This window comes from Mesorhizobium sp. B2-3-6, assembly GCF_006442305.1.
Classification (GTDB): Bacteria; Pseudomonadota; Alphaproteobacteria; order Rhizobiales; family Rhizobiaceae; genus Mesorhizobium.
Genome location: NZ_VFVW01000013.1, coordinates 91433 through 116990 on the forward strand (window position 1 = coordinate 91433; position 25558 = coordinate 116990).

Genomic DNA, 25558 nt, shown 5'->3' on the forward strand with positions numbered 1-25558 from the left:
CCTCGACCGGATCGCGGCTCTCAGCCGCCGATCGAATCCTTGATGCCTTTCAACAGCGTCTTCGCCCCTAGCGAAATCAGCGCGTGCTCGGACCCTGTGGCCAGCAGGCGGTAGCCCATCGCCACGACGCGGCCGGCGATGGCCGGTTCGATGACGTAGATCGCCGCATGCTTGCCGGCCTTGCGGGTACGCTCGGCGATCGAACCCACCGTTTCCATCATGCTTTCGAGCGTCGAATTGACGGTGGCGCCGTTCGACCAGGCAATCGAGAAGTCCGATGGCCCCAGGAAAATACCGTCGATACCGGGTGTATCGAGGATGCCGTCCAGCGCATCGAGCGCCGCCCGCGTCTCGACCATGGCGAAGGCCATGGTGCGCTGGTTGCTGTCGCGCAGCCATTCGGCATGATCACCCTTGCCATGGCGTGGGAAGGCATAGGTCGGGCCCCAGGAGCGTTCGCCCACCGGCGGGTATTTCATCGCGGCAGCGAACAGTTTTGCATCCGCCACCGAGTTGACCATCGGCGCAATCACCGCCTCGGCGCCGAAATCGAGCGCCCGGCTGGCCATGTCGAAACGGCCGACGGGAATACGCACCAATGCCGGCTTGCCGGTGGCAAGCACGGGCGCCAGGCCGCGCAACACGCTGTCTTCATGATGGCCGCCATGCTGCATGTCGAGCGTGACCGCATCAAAGCCCTGCCTGGCAAGGATTTCGACGGTCAGTGCGTCCGGCACGCCTGACCATGCGGTCACCAGCGTTTCATCGGCCGCAAGGCGGGATTTCAGGGACATCGGCTCTTTCCTCGCTAAGGATCGCAGTTTCAGCTGGAAACGACGGGAAACGCAAAGAAAAACCGCCCGGCTGGGCCGGGCGGTCGATTGGTCCAGTCGTTCTCCTATTTGCCGCAGGTTTCGTCGCAAAACCATGGGACACTTTTGCAGAAACCTGCTTCGGCTGGATCAGGTGTTCTTGATCTGCTCGATCGCCTGCGCCATCAATTCGTCCATGGTGCGGCGGATCTGATGGTCCGACTGGCTGACGCCGGCAGCGTCGAAATCCTTGCGGATCTTGCGGAAGACGTCGTGATCGCCGGCTTCCTCGATATCGGAAACAACCACTTCCTTGGCGTAGGCATCGGCCTCGGCGCCGGATTTCCCGAGCTTTTCCGCGGCCCACAGGCCGAGAGCCTTGTTGCGGCGCGCCGACGCCTTGAACCGAAGCTCCTCGTCGAACACGAATTTGCGCTCAAAACCCTCTTCGCGATCCTTCATGTTGCTCATGGCGTCCCTCCGATGGAAATCGATTCGCTGGCATTGATGAATATGTGATGGCGAAGCACAAACCAAAAGGCTGGCGGCCGGTCAATACGCTTCGTGGCTTGCTGCGCTGCGGCATTTCGGTCCCGAAAGCAGTTGATTGAAAGGATTGCCGATTGAGCAAACAAGGCGATTACGATAGACACCGGCATTGAACGCCACCGTCGCCACACTAATTTAGGCAGACGGACAGGAACTGGTCGCTTGCCGCCTGCCCGCAAATCCAGAGAAAAATCAAATGAAAAATCGCCGCCGCATTTATGAAGGCAAGGCCAAGATACTTTATGAAGGCCCTGAGCCCGGGACGCTGATCCAGTTCTTCAAGGATGACGCAACCGCGTTCAACAAGAAAAAACACGAAGTCGTCGATGGCAAGGGCGTGCTTAACAATCGCATTTCCGAGCACATCTTCAATCATCTCAACCGGATGGGCATTCCGACCCACTTCATCCGCCGGCTCAACATGCGCGAGCAGCTGATCAAGGAGGTCGAGATCATCCCGCTCGAAGTGGTGGTGCGCAATGTCGCCGCCGGTTCGCTGTCCAAGCGCCTTGGCATCGAGGAAGGCACGGTCCTGCCCCGCTCGATCATCGAATTCTATTACAAGGCCGATGCGCTCGACGACCCGATGGTCTCTGAAGAGCACATCACTGCCTTCGGCTGGGCGAGCCCGCAGGAAATCGACGACGTCATGGCGCTGGCCATTCGCGTCAACGACTTCCTGTCCGGCCTGTTCATGGGCGTCGGCATCCAGCTCGTCGATTTCAAGATCGAATGCGGACGCCTGTTCGAGGGCGACATGATGCGCATCGTCGTAGCCGACGAGATCTCGCCCGATTCCTGCCGGCTGTGGGACGTGGCGACGCAGGACAAGCTCGACAAGGACCGTTTCCGCCGCGACATGGGCGGCCTCGTGGAGGCCTACCAGGAAGTCGCCCGCCGTCTCGGTATCATGAACGAGAACGAGCCGCCGCGTCCAACCGGACCGGTGCTCGTCGCGTCGAGCGAGCCGCCGAAGGGCATGAAGCACTAATTGCCAGCAACGGGCTTGCCGGAAACGGCAGGTCCGGCGCAGACCGATACCGATCATTCAGGAGCATCGATGAAAGCCCGTATTACCGTAACCCTCAAGAACGGCGTGCTGGACCCGCAAGGCAAGGCGATCGAGCATGCGCTGTCGGGGCTAGGTTTTGACGGTATCGGCTCGGTGCGGCAAGGCAAGGTGTTCGACGTCGAGCTCGCCGGGACCGACAAGGCCAAGGCCGAGGCCGATCTCAGGGCCATGTGCGACAGACTGCTGGCGAACACGGTGATTGAGAACTATAGTGTGACGCTTACCTGAGGTTGTGCCGGAGGCACGGATGCCCCAACTTGCCGAAACCCAGAGGCCTTACGAACCAAAATGAAATCAGCCGTCGTCCTCCTGCCTGGCCTTAACCGCGACCGCGATATGATCGCGGCGCTGACCAAGATTTCCGGTAAGGCGCCAGCCACGGTCTGGCAGACCGACACCGAAATCCCGGATGTCGACCTGATCGCCATTCCCGGCGGCTTCTCCTTCGGCGACTACCTGCGCTGCGGCGCGATCGCGGCGCGCATGCCGGTGATGCGGGCGGTTGCTGAAAAGGCGGCCAAGGGCGTCATGGTCATCGGCGTCTGCAATGGTTTCCAGATCCTGGTCGAGGCCGGCCTGCTGCCGGGAGCGCTCATGCGCAACTCCTCGCTCAAATTCGTCTGCCGGCAGGTGAAGCTCGAGATCGCCAACGCCAACACTATGTTCACCCGCCGCTACCAGCCGGGCCAGATCATCCGTTCGCCGGTGGCGCATCACGACGGCAACTACTTCGCCGATGCCGAGACGCTTGCACGCCTGGAAGGCGAAGGCCAGGTGGTGTTCCGCTATGCGGACGGCACCAACCCCAACGGCTCGATCAACGACATCGCCGGCATCATCAGCAGCCAGGGCAATGTGCTGGGCCTGATGCCTCATCCCGAGAACCTGATCGAAGCGGCACATGGCGGCAATGACGGCCGGGCGTTGTTCGAAGGCGCGCTCGGCATCGCCGCCTGATATCTTCCGAAATTCTTTCAGAACCTGGGGGCGGCCTGACGATGAGACTGACGATTGCTCGCTTTGCTCTCCTGGCTGCCGCCGGCCTTGCGCTGGCATCCTGCCAGTCGGGTCCGAAGAGCGCTCCGCCGCCTTCGGACAAGAGCGCGGCGCTGCTGGCCATGGAACAGGTGGCGATCTCCGCCCATAAATGCTGGATCGCCAGCAAGGACCCGGCCTTCAAATCCTACCAGATGGCCAATGAGCTGAATTCGTTCAGCGGCACGCCGCGCTTCCTGCTAGTGCCGGCCAAGCATTATGGCGGCAAGCCGCTGCTGGTGGTGCAGGCGCAAGGCAATTCGAGCCGTGTAGACGTGTTCGGTCCGCTGATGGCCGAGCCGCTCGGCGCGCGCATCGGCTCCGACATCGCCCGCTGGCAGGCCGGCAATCCGGCCTGCGCCGCCGCCGCGTAAGATGGGCCGGCTGCTGCAGGTCGCGGGTCTGGTCGCAGGGCTGGCCGGTCTTTTCCTGCAGTTCTCGATCACCGTTCCGGCCTCGATGGAAGCCGGCCGCGGCCTGATCGGTTCGGTCGTCTTCTACTTCAGCTTCTTTACCATCCTGACCAATATCGGTGCGGTGCTCGTCCATGCGTCGCTGCTGTCGCCCGCCGGCCATGCCTGGTTTCCGGCCTTTGCCGGAGCGCGGATGCGGGCAGGCGTCGCCGTCGCCATCACCGTGGTCTTCATGGTCTACGCCACCGTGCTGGCACGCCTCTGGCAGCCGCAGGGCCTGTTCCTGCTGTGCGACGTGCTGCTGCACTATGTGACGCCTGCACTGTTCGTGCTGTGGTGGCTGGCCGCCGGTGCCGACGGCAAGACGCGATGGCGAGACGTTTCCTGGTGGATGCTCTATCCGCTCGCCTATCTGGCCTATGCGCTGGCGCGGGCGTCCATAACAGGCGAAGTGCCCTACCCCTTCCTCGATGTCGCCAGGAACGGCATCGCCAGCGTCGCCATCGCCTCGCTGGCCATCACCGCCCTTTTCCTGGCGCTATGCGTTGGCGCCGTGCTTGCGGACCGCGGCCTGTCACGGATCAGGGCGCCAGTTGTGCAGCCACGCAAGCAGGATTGAACACAGCATCCCGCCTGTTCATTTCCAGAATGGCCTGATCCCTTCGCGATGGGCGTCGCAGCGGGAAATGCCGATGTCCTTCAACTGATCATCGGTCATGTCCAGCAAGGCGAGCCGGCTGCGCCTGCGCTCCAGCAGGCCGTCGATCCAGCGCCCCAGCGATTTGACCATACGCACGATGCGGCTGACAAAGCCGCCGCGGTCCACAGGTCGCGCGGCGAACAATCCTGCGGCTGTCTGGCTGATTGTCTCGATTGTATCCATCTTCGCTCTACCAAAGCTGCAAATTGCACTCTTTTATTCCACACAACGCATGTGAATTGACTCATCGTTCGACGCAATATACAAAATTGTCACCATGACAAATTGGCTTCCCGACCTCACGGCCAGCTCCGGCCCGCTTTATCAGCGCCTTGCTGACAGCATTGAGTCAGATATCGACCGCGGCGTGATCGACGCCGGGGCAAAGCTGCCACCGCAGCGGGATCTCGCCTATGACATCGGCGCAACCGTCGGCACGGTCGGCAGGGCCTATCAATTGCTGCGCGAGCGCGGGCTGGTCAGCGGCGAGGTCGGGCGCGGCACCTATGTCCTCGGCCGGCAGAACGCGAAGCCCGACTTCATAGCGCCGGACGCGCAAGGCACGCGCGACATCGATGCGCCGCGCGGCAAGCTGCGCTTCGACAGCACCGCGGCGCCCGATGTCGGCCAGGGCGCCATCGTCACCGAAGTGCTGTCGCGCACGGCTTCGGATCATGCGCATGAGATTTCGAGCTACACGCGGGATTTTCCCGAGCGCTGGTTCGAGGCCGGCGCCAGTTGGCTGTCGCGCAACTCGTTTCGACCGAGCGCCGATACGATCGTGCCGACGCTCGGTACCCATGCCGCTGTCATGGCGGCGATCGCCGCACTGACCACGCCCGGCGATTACGTCGCCTTCGAGCACCTGACCTATTCGCAGATTTCGCGCAGCGCCGGCCTGATCGGTCGTCGCACGGCGCTGGTGGCATCGGACCATCAGGGTCTCAACGCCGACGATTTCGAGCGCGTCTGCGCGCAAAAGCACCCGAAGATGATCTTTCTGATGCCTACGGTGCAGAATCCGACGCTGGCGATCCTGCCGGCAGCGCGACGTGAGGCAATCGCGCGGATCGCGCGTGAATACAATGTCGTCATTATCGAGGACGATCTTTACGGCGGCCTGACCGAAGATCCGACGCCAATGCTGGCCGACTATGCACCCGAGCGCACCATCGTCGCAGGCGGCCTGTCGAAATCGGTAGCGGCCGGCGTTCGCGGCGGCTGGCTTTCCTGCCCGCCCGCTTATCGCCATCGCATCCGCGTTGCCCATAAGATGATGACCGGAGGCATGCCTTTCCTGCTGGCCGAGGTGAATGCCCGGCTGGTGCTGTCGGGCCAGGCCGCGGACATACGCAAACGGGCCATCGCCGAAATCAACGCCCGCACCGCCATCGTGCGCGAGACTTTGGCCGGCTTCGAATTCAAGTCGCGGGACAATATACCCTTTGTCTGGCTGACCTTGCCCGACCCCTGGCTTTCCGGCACGTTCAAGAACGCCTGCCTCGAGCACGGCGTGCTAATCGACGACGAAGACGAGTTCAAGGCGGGCCGTTCCGAGCAGGTCTTCCACGCCGTGCGCTTCGGCATTTCGCAGCCCAGGCAGCGCAAGGACATCGCGGACGGCGTTGCGGCGATCCGGAGGCTCCTCGACGAAGGCCGCGCCGGCTACGACAGTTTTTCCTGATCCGCATCGCCTTGGAGCGCCGGCGGTTCAGGACGACGGCATGCCTCCAGGCAAGACCGAGGCGCATCGGTTGAGTCCGGTCCGGTGGGACGCGTGTTCAAGGCGCCGCGGCTTTCTCCGGATTCAGCCACTTTTCGTCGGTCCATGGGTGTATCGGCCGCAAAGCTTGCGATAAGAGGAGACTCAAAATCCCAAGCTCCCACGGATAAAAACCGCCGCCCATGACCATTTCCAATTCCGTGCCGATCACGCCCGAGCTCATTGCCTCGCACGGGCTGAAGCCAGACGAATACCAGCGCATCCTCGACCTCGTCGGGCGCGAGCCGAGCTTCACCGAACTTGGCATCTTCTCGGCGATGTGGAACGAGCATTGCTCGTATAAATCCTCGAAGAAATGGCTGCGCACGCTGCCGACGACCGGCCCGCGGGTCATCCAGGGACCGGGCGAGAATGCCGGCGTGGTCGATATCGGCGACGGCGACTGCGTCGTCTTCAAGATGGAGAGCCACAACCACCCCTCCTTTATCGAACCCTACCAAGGGGCGGCGACAGGCGTCGGCGGCATATTGCGCGACGTCTTCACCATGGGCGCGCGGCCGATCGCGGCGATGAACGCCTTGCGCTTCGGCGCTCCCGATCATCCCAAGACCAGGCACCTGGTGGCGGGAGTGGTTTCCGGCGTCGGCGGCTACGGCAATTCCTTCGGCGTGCCGACGGTCGGCGGCGAGGTCAATTTCGACGCCCGCTACAACGGCAATATCCTGGTCAACGCTTTTGCCGCGGGTCTTGCCAAGACGGACGCGATTTTCCTGTCGGAGGCCAAGGGCGTCGGCCTGCCGGTCGTCTATCTCGGCGCCAAGACCGGTCGCGACGGCGTCGGCGGCGCCACCATGGCCTCGGCCGAATTCGACGACAAGATCGACGAGAAGCGCCCGACCGTGCAGGTCGGCGATCCCTTCACCGAAAAGTGCCTGCTGGAAGCCTGTCTCGAACTGATGGCGTCCGGTGCGGTCATCGCTATCCAGGACATGGGTGCTGCCGGCCTTACCTGCTCGGCGGTCGAGATGGGCGCCAAGGGGGATCTCGGCATCGAGCTCGAGCTCGACAAGGTTCCGGTGCGCGAGGAGCGCATGAGCGCCTACGAGATGATGCTGTCGGAAAGCCAGGAGCGCATGCTGATGGTGCTGCGCCCCGAAAAGGAAAAGGAGGCCGAGGCGATCTTCCACAAATGGGGGCTCGACTTCGCCATTGTCGGCAAGACGACCGACGATCTGCGCTTTCGCGTCCTGCATCAGGGTGATCAGGTTGCGGACCTGCCGATCAAGGATCTCGGCGACAAGGCACCGGAATATGACCGTCCGTGGGTCGAGCCGAAGAAGCCGGCGCCGCTTGCGGCCAATGACATTCCGCAGGCCGATGTCGCCGAAGCACTGCTGAAGCTGCTCGGCGGCCCTGACCTGTCGTCGCGCCGCTGGGTGTGGGAACAGTACGACACGCTGATCCAGGGCAATTCGCTGCAGCTTCCCGGTGGCGATGCCGGCGTGGTGCGGGTCGAAGGCCATCCGACCAAAGCGCTGGCTTTCTCGTCGGACGTGACGCCGCGCTATTGCGAGGCCGATCCCTATGAGGGCGGCAAGCAGGCGGTGGCCGAATGCTGGCGCAACCTGACCGCCACCGGCGCGCTGCCGCTGGCGGCGACCGACAATCTCAATTTCGGCAATCCGGAACGGCCGGAGATCATGGGTCAGTTGGTCGGCGCGGTGAAGGGCATTGGCGATGCCTGCCGCGCGCTCGGCTTCCCGATCGTTTCCGGCAATGTCTCGCTCTACAACGAAACCAATGGCCAGGGCATCCTGCCGACGCCGACCATCGGCGGCGTTGGGCTCATCGCCGACTGGTCGAAGATGGTGCGAGCCGGCTTCGCTGCGCAGGGCCAGATGATCCTGCTGGTCGGCGCGCCGGCCTCATGGGGTACGCATCTCGGCCAATCGGTTTACTTGCGCGACATCCACGGCCGCAGCGACGGCCCGCCGCCGCCTGTCGACCTCGACCATGAAAAGCGTGTCGGCGACCATGTGCGCGCCCTCATCGCGTCCGGCATCGTCACCGCGGCTCACGACGTTTCCGACGGCGGCATTGCGGTCGCGCTGGCCGAGATGGCGATGGCATCAGGCATCGGCGCGACGGTCCCCGGACTGGCCGGCACCGATCCTATTCCGGTCTGGTTCGGCGAGGACCAGGGCCGCTATCTCCTGACGCTGTCAATCGATCCAGACAGTGAGGACTGGGACGCGATCCGCAAACAGCAAGGCGAACTCGGTATTTTCGCGCCCTGGATCGGCTCGACCGGCGGCAACACGCTGAAACTCGGCGAGGCACGGGCGATCCCGCTCGGCGAATTGACCGCCGCGCACGAAGGCTGGTTCCCGCGCTTCATGGATCAGGCCATTTGAGCAGAGCGTGATCCCGAAAAGTGGGAACCGATTTTTTCGGAAAAATCATGCTCAACCACAGGAAACTGGCCGTCCGGGCACTGCTTGCAGTCGTCTTCTGGCCATCGCTGTTCTTCTTCTGGTTTCTCGGCCCGTTCGTCTTTTTCCTGCTGTCGACGACATCGAGCGAGGTCTGCGCCCGGTTGGATACACGCGCGGAGTTCCTCGCCGCGGCCAACGACACGCTTCCGATGCTTGGCCTGCAAAACCTTTTCTATGCAGTTCCGCTTGTCTGCCTGGTGCTTTGGAGCCGGCTTCTGCCGGACCGGGCACGGACAAGGCACATCTTCACCTGCATAAAACTTTTCGCCGTCGCGGCCGCATTGGGGGCACTGTGGGAGTATGGCTCCTCGCTGGCCTGCGATGGCTACGGCCAGCCGTTCTTCTCGCCCGTCTGGCGGATGACCGCCTACCTGCCGATTGCCAACCTGGCGATCAACCTTCCCCTCTATGTGCTGACCTTCAGCCTTGGGCGGACCTTCTCGACGCCCGAGGACGACCCCGCAGACGACGCCGGCGGTCAGAGCGAGGACGCGTCGTGAGCCACAATCGCGCTGGGGCTGGACGGAACGGCTTCAATCCCGGCCGGAAAGGCTTTAGGTTCACTCCGACTCTCATCGCACGGGCAGCCATGCCGCAGCCCGCCCGAAAACAGGAACTTGCCATGGCAATGGATGCCCGCGACATCGAAAAACTGATCAAGGAGGGCATCCCGGATGCCAGGGTGACCATCCGTGACCTTGCCGGCGACGGCGATCACTATGCGGCCGAAGTCGTGGCCGAGAGCTTTCGCGGAAAAAGCCGCGTGCAGCAGCACCAGATGGTCTATGACGCGCTGAAGGGCAATATGGGCGGCGTGCTGCACGCGCTGGCGCTGCAGACGAGCGTGCCGGACTAGGGGCTTCCAACGCCAAAGTCGCTTGGCCCAAAACGCCGCATCTTTTGCGCCATTCAGGCCACGACGCGGCTAAAGTCTTGTTTCGGGCAACCTATGGGTTTATCTGAAGGAAAAGCTTCGAGCCTGACTCCCATAGGCGGGAAAGGATATTCCATGAGCGGCATCAACGACTACATTGACAACGAGGTGAAGGGCAACGACGTCGTGCTTTTCATGAAGGGCACGCCCGGTTTCCCGCAATGCGGATTTTCCGGCCAGGTTGTCCAGATCCTCGACTATATCGGCGCCGACTACAAAGGCGTGAACGTGCTGGATTCGGCCGAGCTGCGCCAGGGCATCAAGGAATACTCCAACTGGCCGACGATCCCTCAGCTCTACGTCAAGGGCGAATTCGTCGGTGGCTGCGACATCGTGCGCGAAATGTTCCAGGCGGGCGAGTTGCAGACATTCCTTGTCGAGAAGGGCGTGAGCGTCAAAGGCGCCGCCTGATTTCGGTTGAGCATGTCGCCGTCGACATGCCCTGAGCACCGGGGCAGCCCCGCCTCGGCAATTTTGCGTCCGGGACCCGGACCAGGACGAGCCAATGCGCCGGGCCACCGGCGCGTTTTCGTTTGAGAGATCGGACTTGCCGTGGACCAGCAGACGTCAGCACCGCAATCGGCAAGCAAATTGCCCATTCCGCGCTGGGAGTTCATCGCGCTGTGCGCAGCGCTGATGGCGCTCAATTCGTTGGCCATCGACATCATGCTGCCGGCGCTGCAGCAGATCGGCGCCTCGCTTGGCGTCGAGAACGAAAACCACCGGCAATATGTCATCACCGCCTATATTCTGGGTTTTGGCGGCGGACAGCTGTTTTTCGGACCGCTCTCGGACCGATTCGGGCGCCGTGCGCCGCTTGTCGCCGGCCTGATCATTTATGTGGCGGCGGCCGCCGCGGCCGCCATATCGCCAAGCTTTGAAACGCTTCTACTTTGCCGGGCCGTGCAAGGCATCGGTGCGGCCGCGACCCGCGTCATCGCCGTCTCGATCGTGCGCGACACGTTCGATGGCCGGCGCATGGCCGAGGTGATGTCGCTGATCTTCATGGTGTTCATGGCGATCCCGGTGATTGCTCCCGGCATCGGCCAGTTCATCATGCTGTTCGCGACCTGGCATTTGATCTTCGTCACCATGGCCGTCGGCGCGCTTGTCGTCTCGGCCTGGTCGCTGCTGCGCCTGCCCGAGACGCTACATCCGGAATATCGCCGGCCATTGACCGTCAATGCCATTGTCGGCGGGTTCCGCATCGTGCTGACCAACCGCGTCGCGATCTGCTACGCCTTCGCCAGTACGTTCATCTTCGGCGCCATGTTCGGCTTCATCGCCTCGGCGCAGCAGATTTATGTCGACATATTCAATGTCGGCGAATTGTTTCCGGTCATCTTCGCCGGCGTTGCCGGCGTGCTCGCCTTCTCCAACTATCTGAACTCGCGTCTTGTCGGCCGCATCGGCATGCGCCGCCTGTCGCAGAGCGCGCTGCTGTTGTTTCTGGTCATCAGCCTGGCCTGGCTGGTCGTTTCGCTGGAAATGAAGATGCCGCTCTGGCTGTTCGTCACCTTCTTTGCCTGCGCCATGCTCCCTTTCGGTGCGCTCGGCGCGAATTTCAATGCCTTGGCTATGGAGCCGCTCGGCCAACTGGCCGGCACGGCCTCGTCCATCCTGGGCTTCATGCAGACGTTTCTCGGCGGCATTCTCGGCACGCTGATCGGCCAGGCTTTCAACGGCACGGTGACGCCGTTGGCCGCCGGCTTCTGCAGCGTCTCGGTCGCAGCCCTGCTGATGATCTTCATCGCCGAACGCGGCAAGATGTTCCAGCCGCAGAATCAACCCGTCTCGGGGCACATTGCCGATCTGCATTGAATTGTCGCCTTTGCGGCGCTCGGCTGGTAATCGAATTGGCAGCCGGCTATTGCGTCCAGAGTTCGCTGCGCAACTCGCGCCAGCTTTCCCGGTCGGGTGCGACAAGCAGGCCGCCGCCAACATGCGACGGTAGGTAGGCACTGGCGTCGAAACGCGCGGCGTGGCCGCCGGCCTCGGTATGGATCAGGACACCGGGCAGATGGTCCCACGGCATCAGCTTGTTGTAGACGACGAAATGGGCATGGCCGCTGGCCAGCAGGCGATATTCATGCGCGGCGCAGCGATAGGCGAATTGCGACAGGATTTTCGTCTGGTTGCGCGCCAGCCGCGACCGCTCTGGTTCGGCCATGTACTGCCAGGAGACGGAGCCGGTCATTCCCGAGATCGGCACGGGCGCCGCGACACGCACTTTTTCCAGGTTGCCATGCGCGTGCCTGATATGACTGCCGGCGCCCCTGGCGCCGATCAGCCAGTCCTTGCCGACCGGATCGTGGATGATGCCTGCGACGGTCTCACCCCGGACCACGACACCCAGCATGACGCCGAACAACGGCACGCCGGAAGCGAAATTGAAAGTGCCGTCCACCGGGTCGATGGTGAAAGCCAGATCGGCATCGCCAAGACCGTCGAGCAGCGCCGGATTGTCGGAACAGGCTTCCTCGCCGACGATCATGGCCGTTGGGTAGCGCTCACGCAGCTTGGCGGTGATCAGCCGCTCGGCACTGACGTCGGCTTCCGTCACCAAGTCGGCGGCCGACGTCTTCTGGCGGACGTCGCCGCCGCCCAACCGGCGAAAGCGCGGCATGATTTCGGCTTCGGCTGCTTCGGCCAGGGTGCTGGCCAGCCAGTCGATCGCGGTATCGTCAAATGTCATCGGAAATGTCTTGCCTGCTGGAGAGCGTTTCATCGAGGGCGGCGAAATCGAATAGTTTCCTGTCGAGCAGATGCGACGGCCTGGTGTTGGACAACGCACGCAGCATCGTGTCCTTGCGGCCGGGCATGCGCTTTTCGATATCGTCAAGCATGGCCTTCATCGCGTTGCGCTGGAGACCTTCCTGGCTGCCGCAGAGATCGCAAGGGATGATCGGGAACCGCATCGCCGCGGCGAACTTTTCCAGATCGGTTTCGGCGCAGTAGGCAAGCGGCCGCAGCACCATGACGTCGCCCTCGTCGTTGAGCAGCTTGGGCGGCATGGCGGCGAGACGGCCGCCGTGGAACAGGTTCATGAAGAAGGTTTCGAGAATGTCCTCGCGATGATGGCCGAGCACCAGCGCCGAGCACCCCTCCTCTCGGGCTACGCGATAGAGATGACCACGCCGCAGGCGTGAACAGAGCGAGCAATAGGTGCTGCCCTGCGGCAGCTTGTCGGTGACGACGGAGTAGGTGTCCTGGTATTCGATGCGGTGTGCAATGCCGTGGGCATTGAGGTAATCGGGCAGGATGTGCTTGGGAAAGTTCGGCTGGCCCTGGTCGAGATTGCAGGCCAGCAGCTCCACCGGCAGCAGGCCGCGCCATTTGAGGTCCAGCAGCATGGCAAGCAGGCCGTAGGAATCCTTGCCGCCCGACAGGGCCACCAGCCAGCGCTCGCCTGGCCTGACCATCGAAAAATCCTCGATCGCCTGGCGGGTCAGCCGCAGCAGCCGCTTGCGCAATTTGTTGAACTCGACCGAAGACGGCACATCGGCGAACAGCGGGTGAAAACCGCCTTCGATGTCGGCGGCCTGCTCAAGCGATTGAGCGTCTGGCAGCATGTTCATGGCGTCGGTTCCAAATCCTGGAGCAACGAACGTTCGGAGCTTCGTTGCCGCCCGGATTAGCGGACATGGCCGACAAAGAAAAGGCCGCCTCGATGGGCGGCCCCTTCCGGTCTGGCAAAAAGCCTTCGCTTAACGCGAATAGAATTCGACGACGAGGTTCGGTTCCATCTGGACGGCGAACGGAACGTCCGCCAGGCCCGGGATGCGCGAGAAGGTCGCGGTCATCTTGTTGTGATCGGCTTCGATGTAGTCCGGCACGTCGCGCTCGGCGAGGCCGACCGATTCCAGGACGATCACCAGCTGCTTCGACTTTTCACGCACTTCGACGACGTCGCCCGGCTTGCAGCGGTACGAGCCGATGTTGACGCGCTTGCCGTTGACGTTGACATGGCCGTGGTTGACGAACTGGCGGGCGGCGAAAATGGTCGGAACGAACTTGGCGCGATAGACGACCGCGTCCAGACGCGACTCGAGCAGGCCGATCAGGTTCTCCGAGGTGTCGCCCTTGCGGCGATCGGCCTCTTCATAGACCTTGCGGAACTGCTTTTCCGAAACGTCGCCATAGTGGCCTTTCAGCTTCTGCTTGGCGCGCAGCTGCAGGCCGAAATCGGAAAGCTTGCCCTTGCGGCGCTGGCCGTGCTGGCCGGGGCCGTATTCACGCTTGTTGACCGGGGACTTCGGGCGGCCCCAGATGTTTTCGCCGAGACGGCGGTCGATCTTGTACTTCGCGGATTCGCGCTTGCTCATCGCATTCCCTTTCAAAACAACATAACCCGGAGCCTCATGGTCCGGGTGAAGGAAACGCGCCCTCCTCTGGCCTCCGTTTTCGAGACCTGACAGGGTTTTTCCACGCAACGCGGCGAAAAACCCACGGGACACGTCAGTTCAAACAAGACCTTGGAAAACAGACTGGTTTCCGTCGAGGTCTTGCGCATGCAAAACAAACCACCGGGCGTTGCGGCCCGGTGTTGGGAGCGCTGTTAAACAGAGATTTAACCGCTGTCAAGGTTCCAACTGGCGCCGCCCCGCGACCATCTACGATTTTCAGTGTTGTTGTTCAATGCGGTGTCGCATCCGGCGGGAGGTTGTCGCGCCCGCGGTATTAGAACAATTCCCGGAAAGCGCTAGCGGTTTCTACCCGGGATTGTGTAAAAAACCGGAGCGGGGCGGCGATTCCCCGAAGCTGAACCGCTCCAGGAAGGGACTTGAGCAGAGGAGCCTGAATTCGGATGAAGAAGTTCTTTCTAAGCCTGACTGGTGCGACGGTGTTGGCCGGATCGATGGCCGTCATCACGCCTGAGCCGGCGATGGCAAGGCATTGGCAAGGCCACCGGCCTCATCAGGTATGCCGGATTGTGGTCAGGAAGCGCGTCGTCTGGAGCCATGGTCACCGCCATGTCATTCGCCAAAAAGTGCGACGTTGCCACTGGCGCTAACAGCTGCCACTGGCGCTAACAGCCGCCACTGGCGCTGATTACGTCGGCCATTGACCCGACAATAACATCAAGGCCTGCGACCCCGTCGCCGGCCTATTTCTTGCCATTGGACGAACCCTTCAAGAAGGTCGTTGCCAAATAGCGCTTCCCTCAGTGCTTCTTTTTCTCCGGCAGATCCTTGCGCTTGGTTTCGGCGAATTCCTCGAGCTGCTTTTCGCTCATGGATTCGTACATCCCTTTGGAAGCGCCTTTGAGCTCGCTCTTCTTGGTCTCGCCGCGCTTGGCCGACAATGCGGCGCCGGCGGCCTTCTGCTGGGCTTTCGAGGTGGCAGGCATGGTTTTTCTCCCTTCATTGCCTGGGAGAAAACGAAACGGCCTCGCCAATGTTCCGGAAATCAGGCGACCGCCAGTCCAAAGCCCTGCATCAAACGGCTGGTGGCAAAATCCGCCTTGCCGGACGTGAAGACCGCGATGTCCGGCTCACCATGCGGCAACGGCCCATTGACCGGCGACAGCAGCGACATCGCCCGCCGGGCGATCGCTTCGGCAGGATCGATCCAGTCGACCGGCCAGGGTGCGGTCTTGCGCATGCGGTTGACCAGAAAAGGATAGTGCGTACAGGCGAGCACGGCGATGTCGGTGCGCATGCCATCGCGCTCGATGAAACACGGGGAGATCTCGGCGCGCACGGCTTCCTCGTCGACGAACCCTTCGCGCATATAGGCTTCGGCCAGCCCCGCCAGGCGGTCGCTACCGACCAGCCGGACATGGCACTTCTGCGCCCATTTGCTGATCAGGTCGCGCGTGTATTGCCGTTTCACCGTGCCCGGCGTCGCCAGCACGGAGACGAGGCCGGAGCGGGTACGCTCCGCCGCCGGCTTGATCGCAGGCACGGTGCCGACAAAGGGATGGCCGGGAAATCTCTCGCGCAACGCATCGATCACCAGCGTCGAGGCGGTGTTGCAGGCGATGACCGAGATGGCCGGGGCGAACCGGTCGAGCAATTTGCCGAACAGGTCGAGAATATGGACCCGCAGCGCCGGTTCCTCCCAGGCGCCAAAGGGGAAGGCGGCATCGTCGGCGATGTAGACGAAGCGGCGGTCGGGCATCAGCACGCGCGCCTCGCGCAGCACAGTCAGCCCGCCAATGCCGGAATCGAACATCAGGATCGGCTGATCAGTCATTGTCGGTTCCCTTGCCGCCGAGCGGCGGCGCGGCGTTGTCGTCGTCATCGGCCACCTGACGATCCGCATTGGTCTTGCGGCCGGGACCGCCGGCGCGCGCCGCTGCCGGAAGCCGCCTTGGATCATCTCCCGGAGAGCCGTCGCCGCGCGGCATCGCCGGCGAGAACCTGTCCAGCGACGAGATGATGCCGCGCAGCACCTTGAGCTCCGGCTCGGCAAATCCCGCCCGGGTCAATACGGCGCGCAGATTGTCAACCATCTTCGGCTTCTTCGGCGCCGGCCGGAAATAGCCGCGCGCTTCGAGTGCGCCTTCGAGATAGGCGAACAGGCCGTGCAGTTCTTCCTTGCTGGCCGGCTTCATGTCCGGACCCGTAAAGTTGGTCTTGGTCTCGTCCTCGAGGCCGGATTTCATCCACTCGTAGGACATGAGAAGCGCGGCCTGGGCGATGTTGAGCGAGGAAAAATCGGGATCGACCGGAAAAGTGACGATCTCGTCGGCGAGGCCAACCTCGTCATTATAGAGGCCGAAACGCTCGCGGCCGAACAGGATGCCGGTTCGCTGACCCATGCCATGGCGAGCCCGGAGCACCCTGCCCGCCTCGACCGGCCCGCGCACGGGCTTGAAGCCGTCGCGTTGCCTTGCGGTGGTCGCGAAAACGAAATTCAGGTCGGCCATCGCCGTGGCGAGATCGTCGAAAACCTTGACGGCGTCGATGACATGGTCGGCGCGGCTGGCCGCCGCCCGCGCCTTCTCGTTCGGCCAGCCGTCGCGCGGGTTGACGAGGCGAAGTTCGACCAGGCCGAAATTGGCCATGGCGCGCGCAACCATGCCGATATTCTCGCCGAGCTGCGGCTCCACGAGGATGATGGCGGGGCTGGCGACTGAAGCGGTATCGGAATCTTTGGTGACGGGCATGATTGTCAATGAACTGCTGTTTGCGGCATTTCAGCGTCCCCTGCCATATTCGGCCGCGAAAATGAACCATTCGCAAATGGCGGGGCGATCGCTTCGCTTTCGTGACCGATCGTCGTTTGCGCGGCCAAAAACGCTTTGATATAGGGGCGCATCCCCGGCCGAACGCCACGCGGGCAAGGCCGTCCCATTTCCCAGCAACGAGGCATTCTTTCCATGGCGAAGATCAAGGTGGCGAACCCGGTCGTCGAACTCGACGGCGACGAGATGACCCGCATCATCTGGCAGTTCATCAAGGACAAGCTGATCCACCCTTATCTCGACCTCAAGCTTGAATATTACGACCTCGGCATCGAGCATCGCGACGCCACCAACGACCAGGTGACCGTCGATTCGGCCAACGCCATCAAAAAATACGGCGTCGGCGTGAAATGCGCGACCATCACGCCCGACGAGCAGCGCGTCGAGGAATTCAAGCTGAAGAAGATGTGGAAATCGCCGAACGGCACCATTCGCAACATCCTCGGCGGCACCATCTTCCGCGAGCCGATCATCATGAAGAACGTGCCGCGGCTGGTGCCCGGCTGGACCAAGCCGATCATCGTCGGCCGCCACGCCTATGGCGACCAGTACCGCGCCACCGATTTCCGTTTTCCCGGCAAGGGCAAGCTGACGATCAAGTTCGTCGGCGAGGATGGCCAGGTGATCGAGCACGACGTGTTCGACGCGCCCGGCGCCGGCGTCGCCATGGCCATGTACAATCTCGACGAGTCGATCCGCGAATTCGCCCGCGCTTCGCTGAACTACGGCCTGCTGCGCAACTACCCGGTCTATCTCTCGACCAAGAACACCATCCTCAAGGCCTATGACGGCCGCTTCAAGGATATTTTCCAGGAGGTCTACGAGGCTGAGTTCGAGGCCGAGTTCAAGTCCAAGAAGCTGTGGTACGAGCACCGCCTGATTGACGACATGGTGGCCTCCAGCCTGAAATGGTCGGGCGGCTATGTCTGGGCCTGCAAGAACTATGACGGCGACGTACAGTCCGACACGGTGGCGCAGGGGTTCGGCTCGCTTGGCCTGATGACGTCGGTGCTGATGACGCCGGACGGCAAGACGGTGGAAGCGGAAGCCGCGCACGGCACCGTGACGCGCCACTATCGCCAGCACCAGAAGGGCGAGGAAACCTCGACCAATTCGATCGCCTCGATCTTCGCCTGGACCCGAGGGCTGGCCCACCGCGCCAAGCTCGACGACAATGCCGAATTGAAGCGTTTTGCCGAAACGCTGGAAAAGGTCTGCATCCAGACGGTCGAATCCGGCTTCATGACCAAGGACCTGTCGCTGCTGATCGGCCCCGACCAGCCTTGGCTGTCGACCACCGGATTTCTCGACAAGATCGACGAGAATTTGCAGAAGGCGATGGCGTAGGCACCCGCGGGTTCAACACGCCGAAGGCTCCGGAAGGAGCCTTCGCTTTTTTGGGCCAACGAAATCGAAAGCAAAGGACTGGCAACATGGCCAAACCGGTCCTCTACGGCGCGGACTACAGCGTTTACGTGCGCATAGCGCGCATGGCGCTGGAGGAGAAGGGCGTCGACTATGAGCTTGTGCCGGTCGATGTCTTTGCCGCCGAGGGCATCCCCGGCTGGTATTTCGAGCACCACCCGTTCGGCCGCATCCCGGCCTTCGAGCATGACGGTTTTCGCCTGTTCGAGGCCAGCGCGATCACGCGCTATGTCGATGAAGCTTTCGACGGACCGCCCTTGCAGCCGAACGATCCGCGCGGCCGCGCGCGGATGAACCAGATCATCGGCATGCTCGACGCTTATGGCTATCGGGCCATGGTCTGGGACGTCGCCGTGGAGCGGCTGGAGAAGGCGTCGCCTGACGAAGCGCTGATTGTCAGCGGATTACGACAAGCAGGAGCGGTCCTTCAGGTGCTCTCATCATTGAGATCCCCGGGGCCGTGGTTGCTCGGCAATCAACTGACGCTCGCCGACCTGCATGCGGCACCGATCATCGGCTATTTCGTCAGGGTGGCGGAAGGGCGCAAACTGCTGGCTCGCTTTGCCGACATACAGGACTGGTGGGATTGTATTGCTAAACAGACAAGCTTTGCCAGGACTGAAAAGGCCAGCTGATCTGCGACAGCGCAGCACAGCGACATTCGATTCAGGTCAATGATTTCGCGGACAACCGATCATTGATGTCAGCGTCGCCCCTCATGAGCGGGCGGCGCGAACCTCGAAGGGAAGCAACCGGCCTGGAGCGTTGCCTGCCAATTCTGCAATGAATCACGCCGCCTCCAGCGCCGCCCTCACCGCAGCAATCGCGTCGTCGGCCTTCGAGGCATCGGGGCCACCGGCCTGCGCCATGTCGGGCCGGCCGCCGCCGCCCTGCCCGCCGAGTACTGCGGAGGCGACGCGCACCAGGTCGACGGCGCTGAAGCGGCCGACGAGATCATCGGTGACAGCGACCACGACGCTCGCCTTGTTGTCCTCGCCCGCACCGACAAACACGACCACGCCGGAGCCGAGCGAGCTTTTGCCGGCATCGGCGAGCGGCTTCAGATCCTTCGGCGAGACACCGGAAACCGACTTGCCGAGGAAGCCGACGCCCGCGACGGTCTCGTTGGCGGCCGGCGCGTCAGCGGGCGACCCGCCGCCCAGCGCCAGCTTCTTGCGCGCTTCGGTGAGCTCCTTCTCGAGCTTCTTGCGCTCTTCGAGCAGGGCTTCAACACGCGCCGGCACGTCGGCCGGCGAGATTTTCAGTGTTGCGGCGGCCGCCTTCAGCCGCCGGTCCTGTTCATCGAGATGCTTGCGCGCGGCCTCGCCCGTCAGCGCCTCGATACGGCGCACGCCTGAGGCGACGGCGCTGTCGGACACGACGCGCACCAGGCCGATGTCACCGGTTGCCCTGACATGCGTGCCGCCGCAAAGCTCGACCGAATAAGGACGGTTGGCCTTGGCGCCATGCAGGCCCGTGCCCATCGACACGACGCGCACCTCGTCGCCGTATTTCTCGCCGAACAGCGCCATGGCGCCTTCGGCGATGGCATCGTCGACCGACATCAGGCGCGTGGTCACCGGGCTGTTCTGCACCACGATCTCGTTGGCCATGCGCTCGACCTCCTCGAGTTCCGAGGGCGAAATGGGCTTGTTGTGCGAGATGTCGAAGCGCAGGCGCTCGGGCGCGACCAGCGAGCCCTTCTGCGCGACATGGGTGCCCAGCACCTCGCGCAGCGCCTCATGGATCAGATGCGTCGCGGAATGGTTCGCGCGGAGCCTGGAGCGCCTCGCATGGTCAACCTTCAGCTCGACGGCGGCACCCGTCCTGGCAGTGCCGCTGACCACCTTGCCGAGATGCACGAACAGCCCGTCGGCCTTCTTCTGCGTATCGGAAATCTCGATCGAGAAGCCTTCGCCTGAAATGGTTCCGGTGTCGCCCATCTGGCCGCCGGATTCGGCATAGAACGGCGTCTGGTTGACGACCACGGCTACCGCTTCGCCCTTGCCGGCGCTGTCGACGGTCTTGCCGTCGCGGACAACCGCCTGGATGATGCCTTCCGCCTGCTCGGTCTCGTAGCCGAGGAATTCGGTGGCACCGACTTTTTCGCGCACCGGGAACCAGACCGCTTCGGTCGCCGCCTCGCCGGAGCCCGCCCAGTGCTTACGCGCCTCTGCCTTCTGCTGCTCCATCGCACTGGTGAAGCCGGCAAGATCGACCGAGATGTTGCGCTGGCGCAGCGCATCCTGCGTCAGGTCGAGCGGGAAGCCATAGGTGTCGTAAAGCTTGAAGGCCGTCTCGCCGTCCAGCATGTCGCCGGCGCCGAGCTTTTCCGTCGCCTCCGACAGCAAACCGAGGCCACGCACCAGTGTCTTGCGGAACCTGGTCTCCTCAAGCTTCAGCGTCTCGGTGATCAGCTGTTCGCCGCGCACCAGTTCCGGATAGGCCTGACCCATCTCGCGAACCAGCGCCGGCACCAGCTTCCACACCAGCGGCTCGTTCGCACCGAGCAATTGCGCATGCCGCATGGCGCGGCGCATGATGCGGCGCAGCACATAGCCGCGGCCTTCGTTCGATGGCAGCACGCCGTCTGCGACCAGGAACGAGGACGAGCGCAGGTGATCGGCTATGACGCGATAGGATGCGACGGTCTCGGCGTCGGGACCGCGGCCGAGCGCGGACGACGCCGCATCGATCAGATGGCGGAACAGGTCGGTCTCAAACACGCTTTCCACGCCTTGCAGGATGGAGGCCATGCGCTCCAGCCCCATGCCGGTGTCGATCGACGGGCGCGGCAGGTCGATGCGCTCGTCCTTCGTCACCTGCTCGTACTGCATGAACACCAGGTTCCAGAATTCCAGGAACCGGTCGCCATCCTCCTCCGGGGTGCCGGGCGGACCGCCCCAGATGTGCTCGCCGCGATCGATGAAAATTTCCGAGCATGGCCCGCACGGCCCGGTGTCGCCCATCGCCCAGAAATTGTCGGAGGTTGGGATGCGGATGATGCGATCATCGGAAAAGCCGGCGATCTTCTTCCAGAAGCCGGCCGCCTCGTCGTCGGTGTGGTAGACGGTGACGAGCAGCTTGTCCTTCTTAAGCCCGAACTCCCTGGTAATGAGGTTCCAGGCCAACTCGATGGCGCGCTCCTTGAAATAGTCGCCGAAGGAGAAATTGCCGAGCATCTCGAAGAAGGTCAGGTGGCGCGCGGTGTAGCCGACATTGTCGAGGTCGTTGTGCTTGCCGCCGGCGCGAACGCTTTTCTGGGCGGTCGTGGCACGCGAATAGGGCCGCTTCTCCAGGCCGGTGAAGACGTTCTTGAACTGCACCATGCCGGCATTGGTGAACATCAGCGTCGGATCGTTGCGCGGCACAAGCGGGCTCGACGCCACGACTTCGTGACCCTCCTTGCGGAAATAGTCGAGAAATGTCGACCGGATCTCGTTCACGCCACTCATGAATGCTGCCTTTTCGAGAGAGCCGCCGGCCGGACCGGCGGAAAATGGGCTCTGCTTTAGAAGATGGAGCTGGCCTTTTAGCCGCCGCTTGGCACCCTGTCCAGAAACACGCAAGCTGGCCAATTCGCGGTTCGCCAGCCGCTCAAAACGCGAACCGCCGGCACGGGGCCGGCGGTTCGAAACGCAATACTACAGAACTCGATTACATAAGCTCAAGTTGATGAACCGGGATTATGGCCGAACTCGGGCCGTAAACCGAACGCTAGATCGCGCCAGCGAACGCTAGATCGTGCCGACGAGCGCTTACATCGCGCCGGCTTCATCCTCGAAGCCATCATCGCCACCTTCGGAGCCGCCATTCTCGAGGAATTTTTCGGCGATCAGTCCGGCGTTCTGCCTGAGCGCAAGTTCGATCTCGCGCGCCGTATCGGGATTGTCGCGCAGGAACAGCTTCGCGTTCTCGCGGCCCTGGCCGAGACGCTGCGAATTGTAGGAGAACCAGGCGCCCGATTTCTCGACCACGCCGGCCTTGACGCCGAGATCGACCAGTTCGCCGGTCTTCGACACACCTTCGCCGTACATGATGTCGAACTCGACCACCTTGAAGGGCGGCGCCAGCTTGTTCTTGACCACCTTGACGCGGGTCTGGTTGCCGACGACCTCGTCGCGGTCCTTGACCGAGCCGATGCGGCGGATATCGAGACGCACCGAGGCGTAGAATTTGAGCGCATTGCCGCCGGTGGTGGTTTCAGGCGAGCCGAACATGACGCCGATCTTCATACGGATCTGGTTGATGAAGATGACCATGGTGTTGGAGCGCGAGATCGAGGCGGTCAGCTTGCGCAGCGCCTGGCTCATCAGGCGGGCCTGCAGGCCGGGCAACGAATCGCCCATCTCGCCCTCGATTTCGGCGCGTGGCGTCAGCGCCGCGACCGAATCGACCACCAGCACATCGATGGCGCCGGAGCGCACCAGCGTATCGCAGATTTCAAGCGCCTGCTCGCCAGTGTCAGGCTGCGAGATCAGGAGGTTTTCGAGATCGACGCCGAGCTTGCGGGCATAGACCGGATCGAGCGCGTGCTCGGCATCGACGAAGGCGCAGATGCCGCCCTTCTTCTGGGCTTCCGCCACCGTGTGCAGCGCCAGCGTCGTCTTGCCCGAGCTTTCCGGCCCGTAGATCTCGATGATGCGGCCGCGCGGCAGGCCGCCGACGCCAAGCGCGATGTCGAGGCCAAGCGAGCCGGTCGGCACGGTTTCGATCTCGACGACCTGCTCGTTCGCGCCGAGCCGCATGATCGAGCCCTTGCCGAAAGCCCGCTCGATTTGCGACAGCGCCGCATCCAGAGCCTTTGATTTGTCCACTGCCTTATCCTCTACAAGCCGCAAGCTGTTCTGAGCCATGATACATCACCCCGTAGTCGTCAATGAAGGCCGGACAATCCGTAATCCTTGGTTATTTGTACCTTTTTTGTTCTCATTTGGCAAGAGGGATCAAGCATTTGAAAAATAAGCAACATCCTGATTTGTTCTTTTTTTGTCTCACGATTCGGCTCCAACATGGTCCGAATATTGGGCCAGGCTGGTTCGCCATGCCGGCCTCACGAATCGCTGGCTGTTGCCTGCGAAGCTCCGTCGCACAGCATGGCGCTTGTGCGTGACCGCCAACAAAGGTCATATCGGCGCATGGTGAGATCTCCAAGAGTCCTGGCGGTGGGCGGCGCCCATATCGACAGGCGCGGCCAGGTGTCCGGCGCTTACGTGCCGGCTGCCTCCAACCCGGGCACGATGCGCGAGGACGTTGGCGGCGGCGTCTTCAACGCATTGCGCAGCACGGTGCGGCGAGGCGTCTCGGGCTCGCTGCTGTCGGTGCGCGGCGGCGATGCCGCCGCCGACACGGTTTCGCGCGCCATCGCCGAGGCAGGCATTGCCGACCTGTCCGCGGTGTTCCTCGACCGCACGACGCCGAGCTATACGGCGCTGATCGACCGCGAGGGCGAACTGCTCGTCGGCTTTGCCGACATGGCGCTTTATGAGCTGGCATTTGCAAAGCAGATCCGCCGCTCCAGGGTGAGGGAGGAGATCGCCGCCGCAGATGCCGTCCTTTGCGACGCCAATCTGCCATCGGCGGCTCTGGAGCGGCTGGTATCGCTTGCCGCCGGCAAGCCCGTGTTCGCCATTGCCATTTCACCGGCCAAGGTCGTGCGCTTGACACCAGTGCTCGGCGGCCTGGCCGTCGCCTTCATGAACAGGCGCGAGGCGGTGGCGCTTGCCGGGCTTGACGATGCCGCCTCTCAAAAAACTGTCCTCGACGGGCTGAGAAGCGCCGGCCTCGACAGCGCGGTGGTCACGGCGGGCGGCGGCCCGGTGCTGGGCTTCGACCGCGACGGCAGCTTTGCCGTCGTCCCGCCCCCTCCAAGAAAGGTCGTGGACGTCACCGGCGCCGGCGATGCGCTTGCCGGCGCGACGGTCGCCGCCCTACTGCGCGGCATGCCCTTGCGCGCGGCGCTGCGGGAGGGCGTCGCCGCCGCGACGCTGGCTATTGAAAGCGCGGGCGCCGTTCCCGATTTCACCACGGCGACTTTCGCGCAAGCGCTGGCTCTTGTGCCCGAAGAGCAGGAAATGGCATGAGACCGGCATCCGAAAGGATGCGCCGCACTTCGGATTGGAGATCCAGATGACCCCAGACACCGCCCGCCCCTTCATCGATGTCCACGCGCCGGTGGCGCAAGCCTTGGCCGCCGGGAAGCCCGTGGTTGCGCTGGAAAGCACCATCATAACCCATGGCATGCCCTACCCCGACAATGGCGCCATGGCGGCCGACGTGGAAAGGATCATTGCGAACGGCGGCGCGGTGCCGGCGACGATCGCCGTGGTGGCGGGCCGCATCAAGATCGGCCTCTCCGACGGAGAACGCGAATCGCTCGCGATGACCGGCGACGCCATGAAGCTCTCTCGCGCCGATCTCGGCTTCGCCGTCGCGCAAGGGCGCACCGGCGGCACCACGGTTGCCGCCACAATGATCGCCGCGCATATGGTTGGGATAAAGGTGTTCGCCACCGGCGGCATCGGCGGCGTGCACAAGGGCGCCGAAAAAAGCTTCGATATTTCGGCTGATCTCGATGAGCTGGCACGCACGCCCGTCATCGTCGTCTCGGCTGGGGCCAAGGCCATCCTCGACATCGAAAAGACGCTGGAGGTGCTGGAGACCCGCGGCGTGCCCGTGATCGGCCATGGCTGCGAGACCATGCCGGCCTTCTGGTCGCGGCAGTCGCCGTTCCGCGCGCCGCTGACCTTGCACGCGCCGGAAGAGATCGCGCATTTTTACAAGACGCGACAGGCGCTGGGCCTGAGCGGCGGCATGCTGATCGCCAATCCGGTGCCGGAGGATCACGAAATCCCGGCCGGCGAGATGGCCGGCTACATCGAGGCCGCCCAGAAGGCCGCCGAGGCGCTCAACGTTACCGGCAAGGCGGTGACGCCGTTCCTGCTCTCCAAAATCCTCGAACTCACCGGCGGCCGGAGCCTGAAGACCAACATCGCGCTGGTCGAAAACAATGCTCGGCTGGCAGCGCGGATTGCCGGGGCGCTGTAGGACGCCGGAAATACGACCGGCGGCACCACGGCTACTCGCGACCACCGAGTTCCGTCACGCCCTCCTCTGTCCTGCTGGACGTCTCCGAAAAAGTCTGCACTGCCTCATCGCCCCGAGGTCCTAGCGTTATTTTCCCGCCCGCCGCCCCGCCTCATAGGCCC

27 protein-coding genes are annotated in these 25558 nt (G+C 63.1%); 16 read left to right on the forward strand and 11 right to left on the reverse strand.

Going from position 1 to position 25558, the window contains the following annotated elements:
* Positions 1–20: 20 nt before the first annotated feature.
* Complete coding sequence (locus FJ953_RS28560; protein WP_140625558.1) at positions 21–794, reverse strand: HpcH/HpaI aldolase/citrate lyase family protein; 774 nt, start codon at positions 792–794, stop codon at positions 21–23.
* Between the two features lie 168 nt (positions 795–962).
* Entirely contained in the window at positions 963–1283 is a 321-nt protein-coding gene (locus tag FJ953_RS28565; RefSeq protein WP_140493820.1) for a DUF1476 domain-containing protein, read from the reverse strand.
* 274 nt (positions 1284–1557) lie between these two features.
* On the opposite strand from FJ953_RS28565, the gene purC reads away from it, so the two are divergent.
* From purC to FJ953_RS28590, 5 genes are all read left to right on the forward strand, one after another.
* A complete protein-coding gene (purC, locus tag FJ953_RS28570) occupies positions 1558–2352 on the forward strand; it encodes a phosphoribosylaminoimidazolesuccinocarboxamide synthase (RefSeq protein WP_127282327.1) in 795 nt (264 codons plus the stop codon).
* Between the two features lie 69 nt (positions 2353–2421).
* On the forward strand, positions 2422–2661 hold the full coding sequence (gene purS, locus FJ953_RS28575) for a phosphoribosylformylglycinamidine synthase subunit PurS (protein ID WP_140625559.1): 240 nt from the start codon (positions 2422–2424) through the stop codon (positions 2659–2661).
* 60 nt (positions 2662–2721) lie between these two features.
* Complete coding sequence (gene purQ, locus FJ953_RS28580; RefSeq protein WP_140493824.1) at positions 2722–3390, forward strand: phosphoribosylformylglycinamidine synthase subunit PurQ; 669 nt, start codon at positions 2722–2724, stop codon at positions 3388–3390.
* 41 nt (positions 3391–3431) lie between these two features.
* A complete protein-coding gene (locus FJ953_RS28585; RefSeq protein ID WP_140625560.1) occupies positions 3432–3842 on the forward strand; it encodes a hypothetical protein in 411 nt (136 codons plus the stop codon).
* A gap of 1 nt (position 3843) precedes the next feature.
* Entirely contained in the window at positions 3844–4500 is a 657-nt protein-coding gene (locus FJ953_RS28590) for a Pr6Pr family membrane protein (protein ID WP_140625561.1), read from the forward strand.
* Between the two features lie 18 nt (positions 4501–4518).
* Here FJ953_RS28590 and FJ953_RS28595 read toward each other — a convergent pair whose 3' ends face one another.
* On the reverse strand, positions 4519–4764 hold the full coding sequence (locus FJ953_RS28595) for a DUF1127 domain-containing protein (RefSeq protein ID WP_140560984.1): 246 nt from the start codon (positions 4762–4764) through the stop codon (positions 4519–4521).
* A 94-nt stretch (positions 4765–4858) separates the two neighbouring features.
* Between FJ953_RS28595 and FJ953_RS28600 the strand changes: the two genes are divergently transcribed.
* The 6 genes from FJ953_RS28600 (at position 4859) to FJ953_RS28625 (ending at position 11554) form a co-directional block, all read left to right on the forward strand.
* Positions 4859–6265, forward strand: coding sequence for a PLP-dependent aminotransferase family protein (locus FJ953_RS28600; protein WP_140493832.1), 1407 nt, complete (start codon positions 4859–4861; stop codon positions 6263–6265).
* 221 nt (positions 6266–6486) lie between these two features.
* The gene (purL, locus tag FJ953_RS28605; RefSeq protein ID WP_140625562.1) at positions 6487–8718 is read left to right on the forward strand and encodes a phosphoribosylformylglycinamidine synthase subunit PurL; all 2232 of its coding nucleotides are present in this window, start codon (positions 6487–6489) and stop codon (positions 8716–8718) included.
* Between the two features lie 47 nt (positions 8719–8765).
* Entirely contained in the window at positions 8766–9299 is a 534-nt protein-coding gene (locus FJ953_RS28610) for a hypothetical protein (protein ID WP_140558548.1), read from the forward strand.
* 122 nt (positions 9300–9421) lie between these two features.
* Positions 9422–9655 (forward strand): BolA family transcriptional regulator, encoded by a 234-nt coding sequence (locus tag FJ953_RS28615; protein WP_140493839.1) that lies wholly within the window; start codon positions 9422–9424, stop codon positions 9653–9655.
* A gap of 153 nt (positions 9656–9808) precedes the next feature.
* Positions 9809–10144, forward strand: a complete 336-nt coding sequence (gene grxD / locus FJ953_RS28620) for a Grx4 family monothiol glutaredoxin (protein WP_013532137.1) — start codon at positions 9809–9811, stop codon at positions 10142–10144.
* Positions 10145–10285: 141 nt separating this feature from the next.
* Positions 10286–11554: a multidrug effflux MFS transporter gene (locus FJ953_RS28625; RefSeq protein ID WP_140493841.1), complete on the forward strand. Its 1269-nt coding sequence runs from the start codon at positions 10286–10288 to the stop codon at positions 11552–11554.
* 46 nt (positions 11555–11600) lie between these two features.
* Here FJ953_RS28625 and FJ953_RS28630 read toward each other — a convergent pair whose 3' ends face one another.
* The 3 genes from FJ953_RS28630 to rpsD form a co-directional block, all read right to left on the reverse strand.
* Positions 11601–12428 carry an inositol monophosphatase family protein gene (locus FJ953_RS28630; RefSeq protein ID WP_140625563.1) on the reverse strand — a complete coding sequence of 276 codons (828 nt, stop codon included), beginning with the start codon at positions 12426–12428 and terminating at the stop codon, positions 11601–11603.
* Positions 12418–13311 carry a tRNA 2-thiocytidine(32) synthetase TtcA gene (gene ttcA, locus FJ953_RS28635; protein WP_140625564.1) on the reverse strand — a complete coding sequence of 298 codons (894 nt, stop codon included), beginning with the start codon at positions 13309–13311 and terminating at the stop codon, positions 12418–12420. Before ttcA ends, FJ953_RS28630 begins: the two co-directional genes overlap by 11 nt.
* 129 nt (positions 13312–13440) lie before the next feature.
* On the reverse strand, positions 13441–14058 hold the full coding sequence (rpsD, locus tag FJ953_RS28640) for a 30S ribosomal protein S4 (RefSeq protein WP_140493847.1): 618 nt from the start codon (positions 14056–14058) through the stop codon (positions 13441–13443).
* Between the two features lie 482 nt (positions 14059–14540).
* On the opposite strand from rpsD, the gene FJ953_RS28645 reads away from it, so the two are divergent.
* A complete protein-coding gene (locus FJ953_RS28645) occupies positions 14541–14747 on the forward strand; it encodes a hypothetical protein (RefSeq protein WP_140522046.1) in 207 nt (68 codons plus the stop codon).
* A gap of 150 nt (positions 14748–14897) precedes the next feature.
* Here the strand turns inward: FJ953_RS28645 and FJ953_RS28650 are convergent, their stop codons facing one another.
* The 3 genes from FJ953_RS28650 to FJ953_RS28660 are packed head-to-tail and all read right to left on the reverse strand — an operon-like array spanning position 14898 to position 16847.
* Complete coding sequence (locus tag FJ953_RS28650) at positions 14898–15083, reverse strand: DUF3008 family protein (RefSeq protein ID WP_140493851.1); 186 nt, start codon at positions 15081–15083, stop codon at positions 14898–14900.
* A gap of 59 nt (positions 15084–15142) precedes the next feature.
* Positions 15143–15931 carry a glutamate racemase gene (gene murI / locus FJ953_RS28655; protein ID WP_140493853.1) on the reverse strand — a complete coding sequence of 263 codons (789 nt, stop codon included), beginning with the start codon at positions 15929–15931 and terminating at the stop codon, positions 15143–15145.
* Positions 15924–16847, reverse strand: coding sequence for an RNA methyltransferase (locus FJ953_RS28660; RefSeq protein WP_140493855.1), 924 nt, complete (start codon positions 16845–16847; stop codon positions 15924–15926). The genes murI and FJ953_RS28660 overlap by 8 nt, the downstream gene beginning before the upstream one ends.
* Positions 16848–17060: 213 nt before the next feature.
* Here FJ953_RS28660 and FJ953_RS28665 point away from each other — a divergent pair, with 213 nt between their 5' ends.
* Both FJ953_RS28665 and FJ953_RS28670 read left to right on the forward strand, forming a co-directional pair.
* Complete coding sequence (locus FJ953_RS28665; protein WP_140493857.1) at positions 17061–18272, forward strand: NADP-dependent isocitrate dehydrogenase; 1212 nt, start codon at positions 17061–17063, stop codon at positions 18270–18272.
* Between the two features lie 86 nt (positions 18273–18358).
* Complete coding sequence (locus FJ953_RS28670) at positions 18359–18985, forward strand: glutathione S-transferase N-terminal domain-containing protein (protein ID WP_140564703.1); 627 nt, start codon at positions 18359–18361, stop codon at positions 18983–18985.
* Between the two features lie 153 nt (positions 18986–19138).
* Here the strand turns inward: FJ953_RS28670 and alaS are convergent, their stop codons facing one another.
* Together alaS and recA are read right to left on the reverse strand one after the other, a co-directional pair.
* Complete coding sequence (gene alaS / locus FJ953_RS28675) at positions 19139–21805, reverse strand: alanine--tRNA ligase (RefSeq protein ID WP_140625565.1); 2667 nt, start codon at positions 21803–21805, stop codon at positions 19139–19141.
* Between the two features lie 303 nt (positions 21806–22108).
* Positions 22109–23206, reverse strand: coding sequence for a recombinase RecA (gene recA, locus FJ953_RS28680; protein WP_010909075.1), 1098 nt, complete (start codon positions 23204–23206; stop codon positions 22109–22111).
* Between the two features lie 282 nt (positions 23207–23488).
* Here recA and FJ953_RS28685 point away from each other — a divergent pair, with 282 nt between their 5' ends.
* Together FJ953_RS28685 and FJ953_RS28690 are read left to right on the forward strand one after the other, a co-directional pair.
* Positions 23489–24433 carry a carbohydrate kinase family protein gene (locus tag FJ953_RS28685; protein WP_140583368.1) on the forward strand — a complete coding sequence of 315 codons (945 nt, stop codon included), beginning with the start codon at positions 23489–23491 and terminating at the stop codon, positions 24431–24433.
* A gap of 46 nt (positions 24434–24479) precedes the next feature.
* A complete protein-coding gene (locus FJ953_RS28690) occupies positions 24480–25397 on the forward strand; it encodes a pseudouridine-5'-phosphate glycosidase (RefSeq protein ID WP_140625566.1) in 918 nt (305 codons plus the stop codon).
* Positions 25398–25558 lie beyond the last annotated feature (161 nt).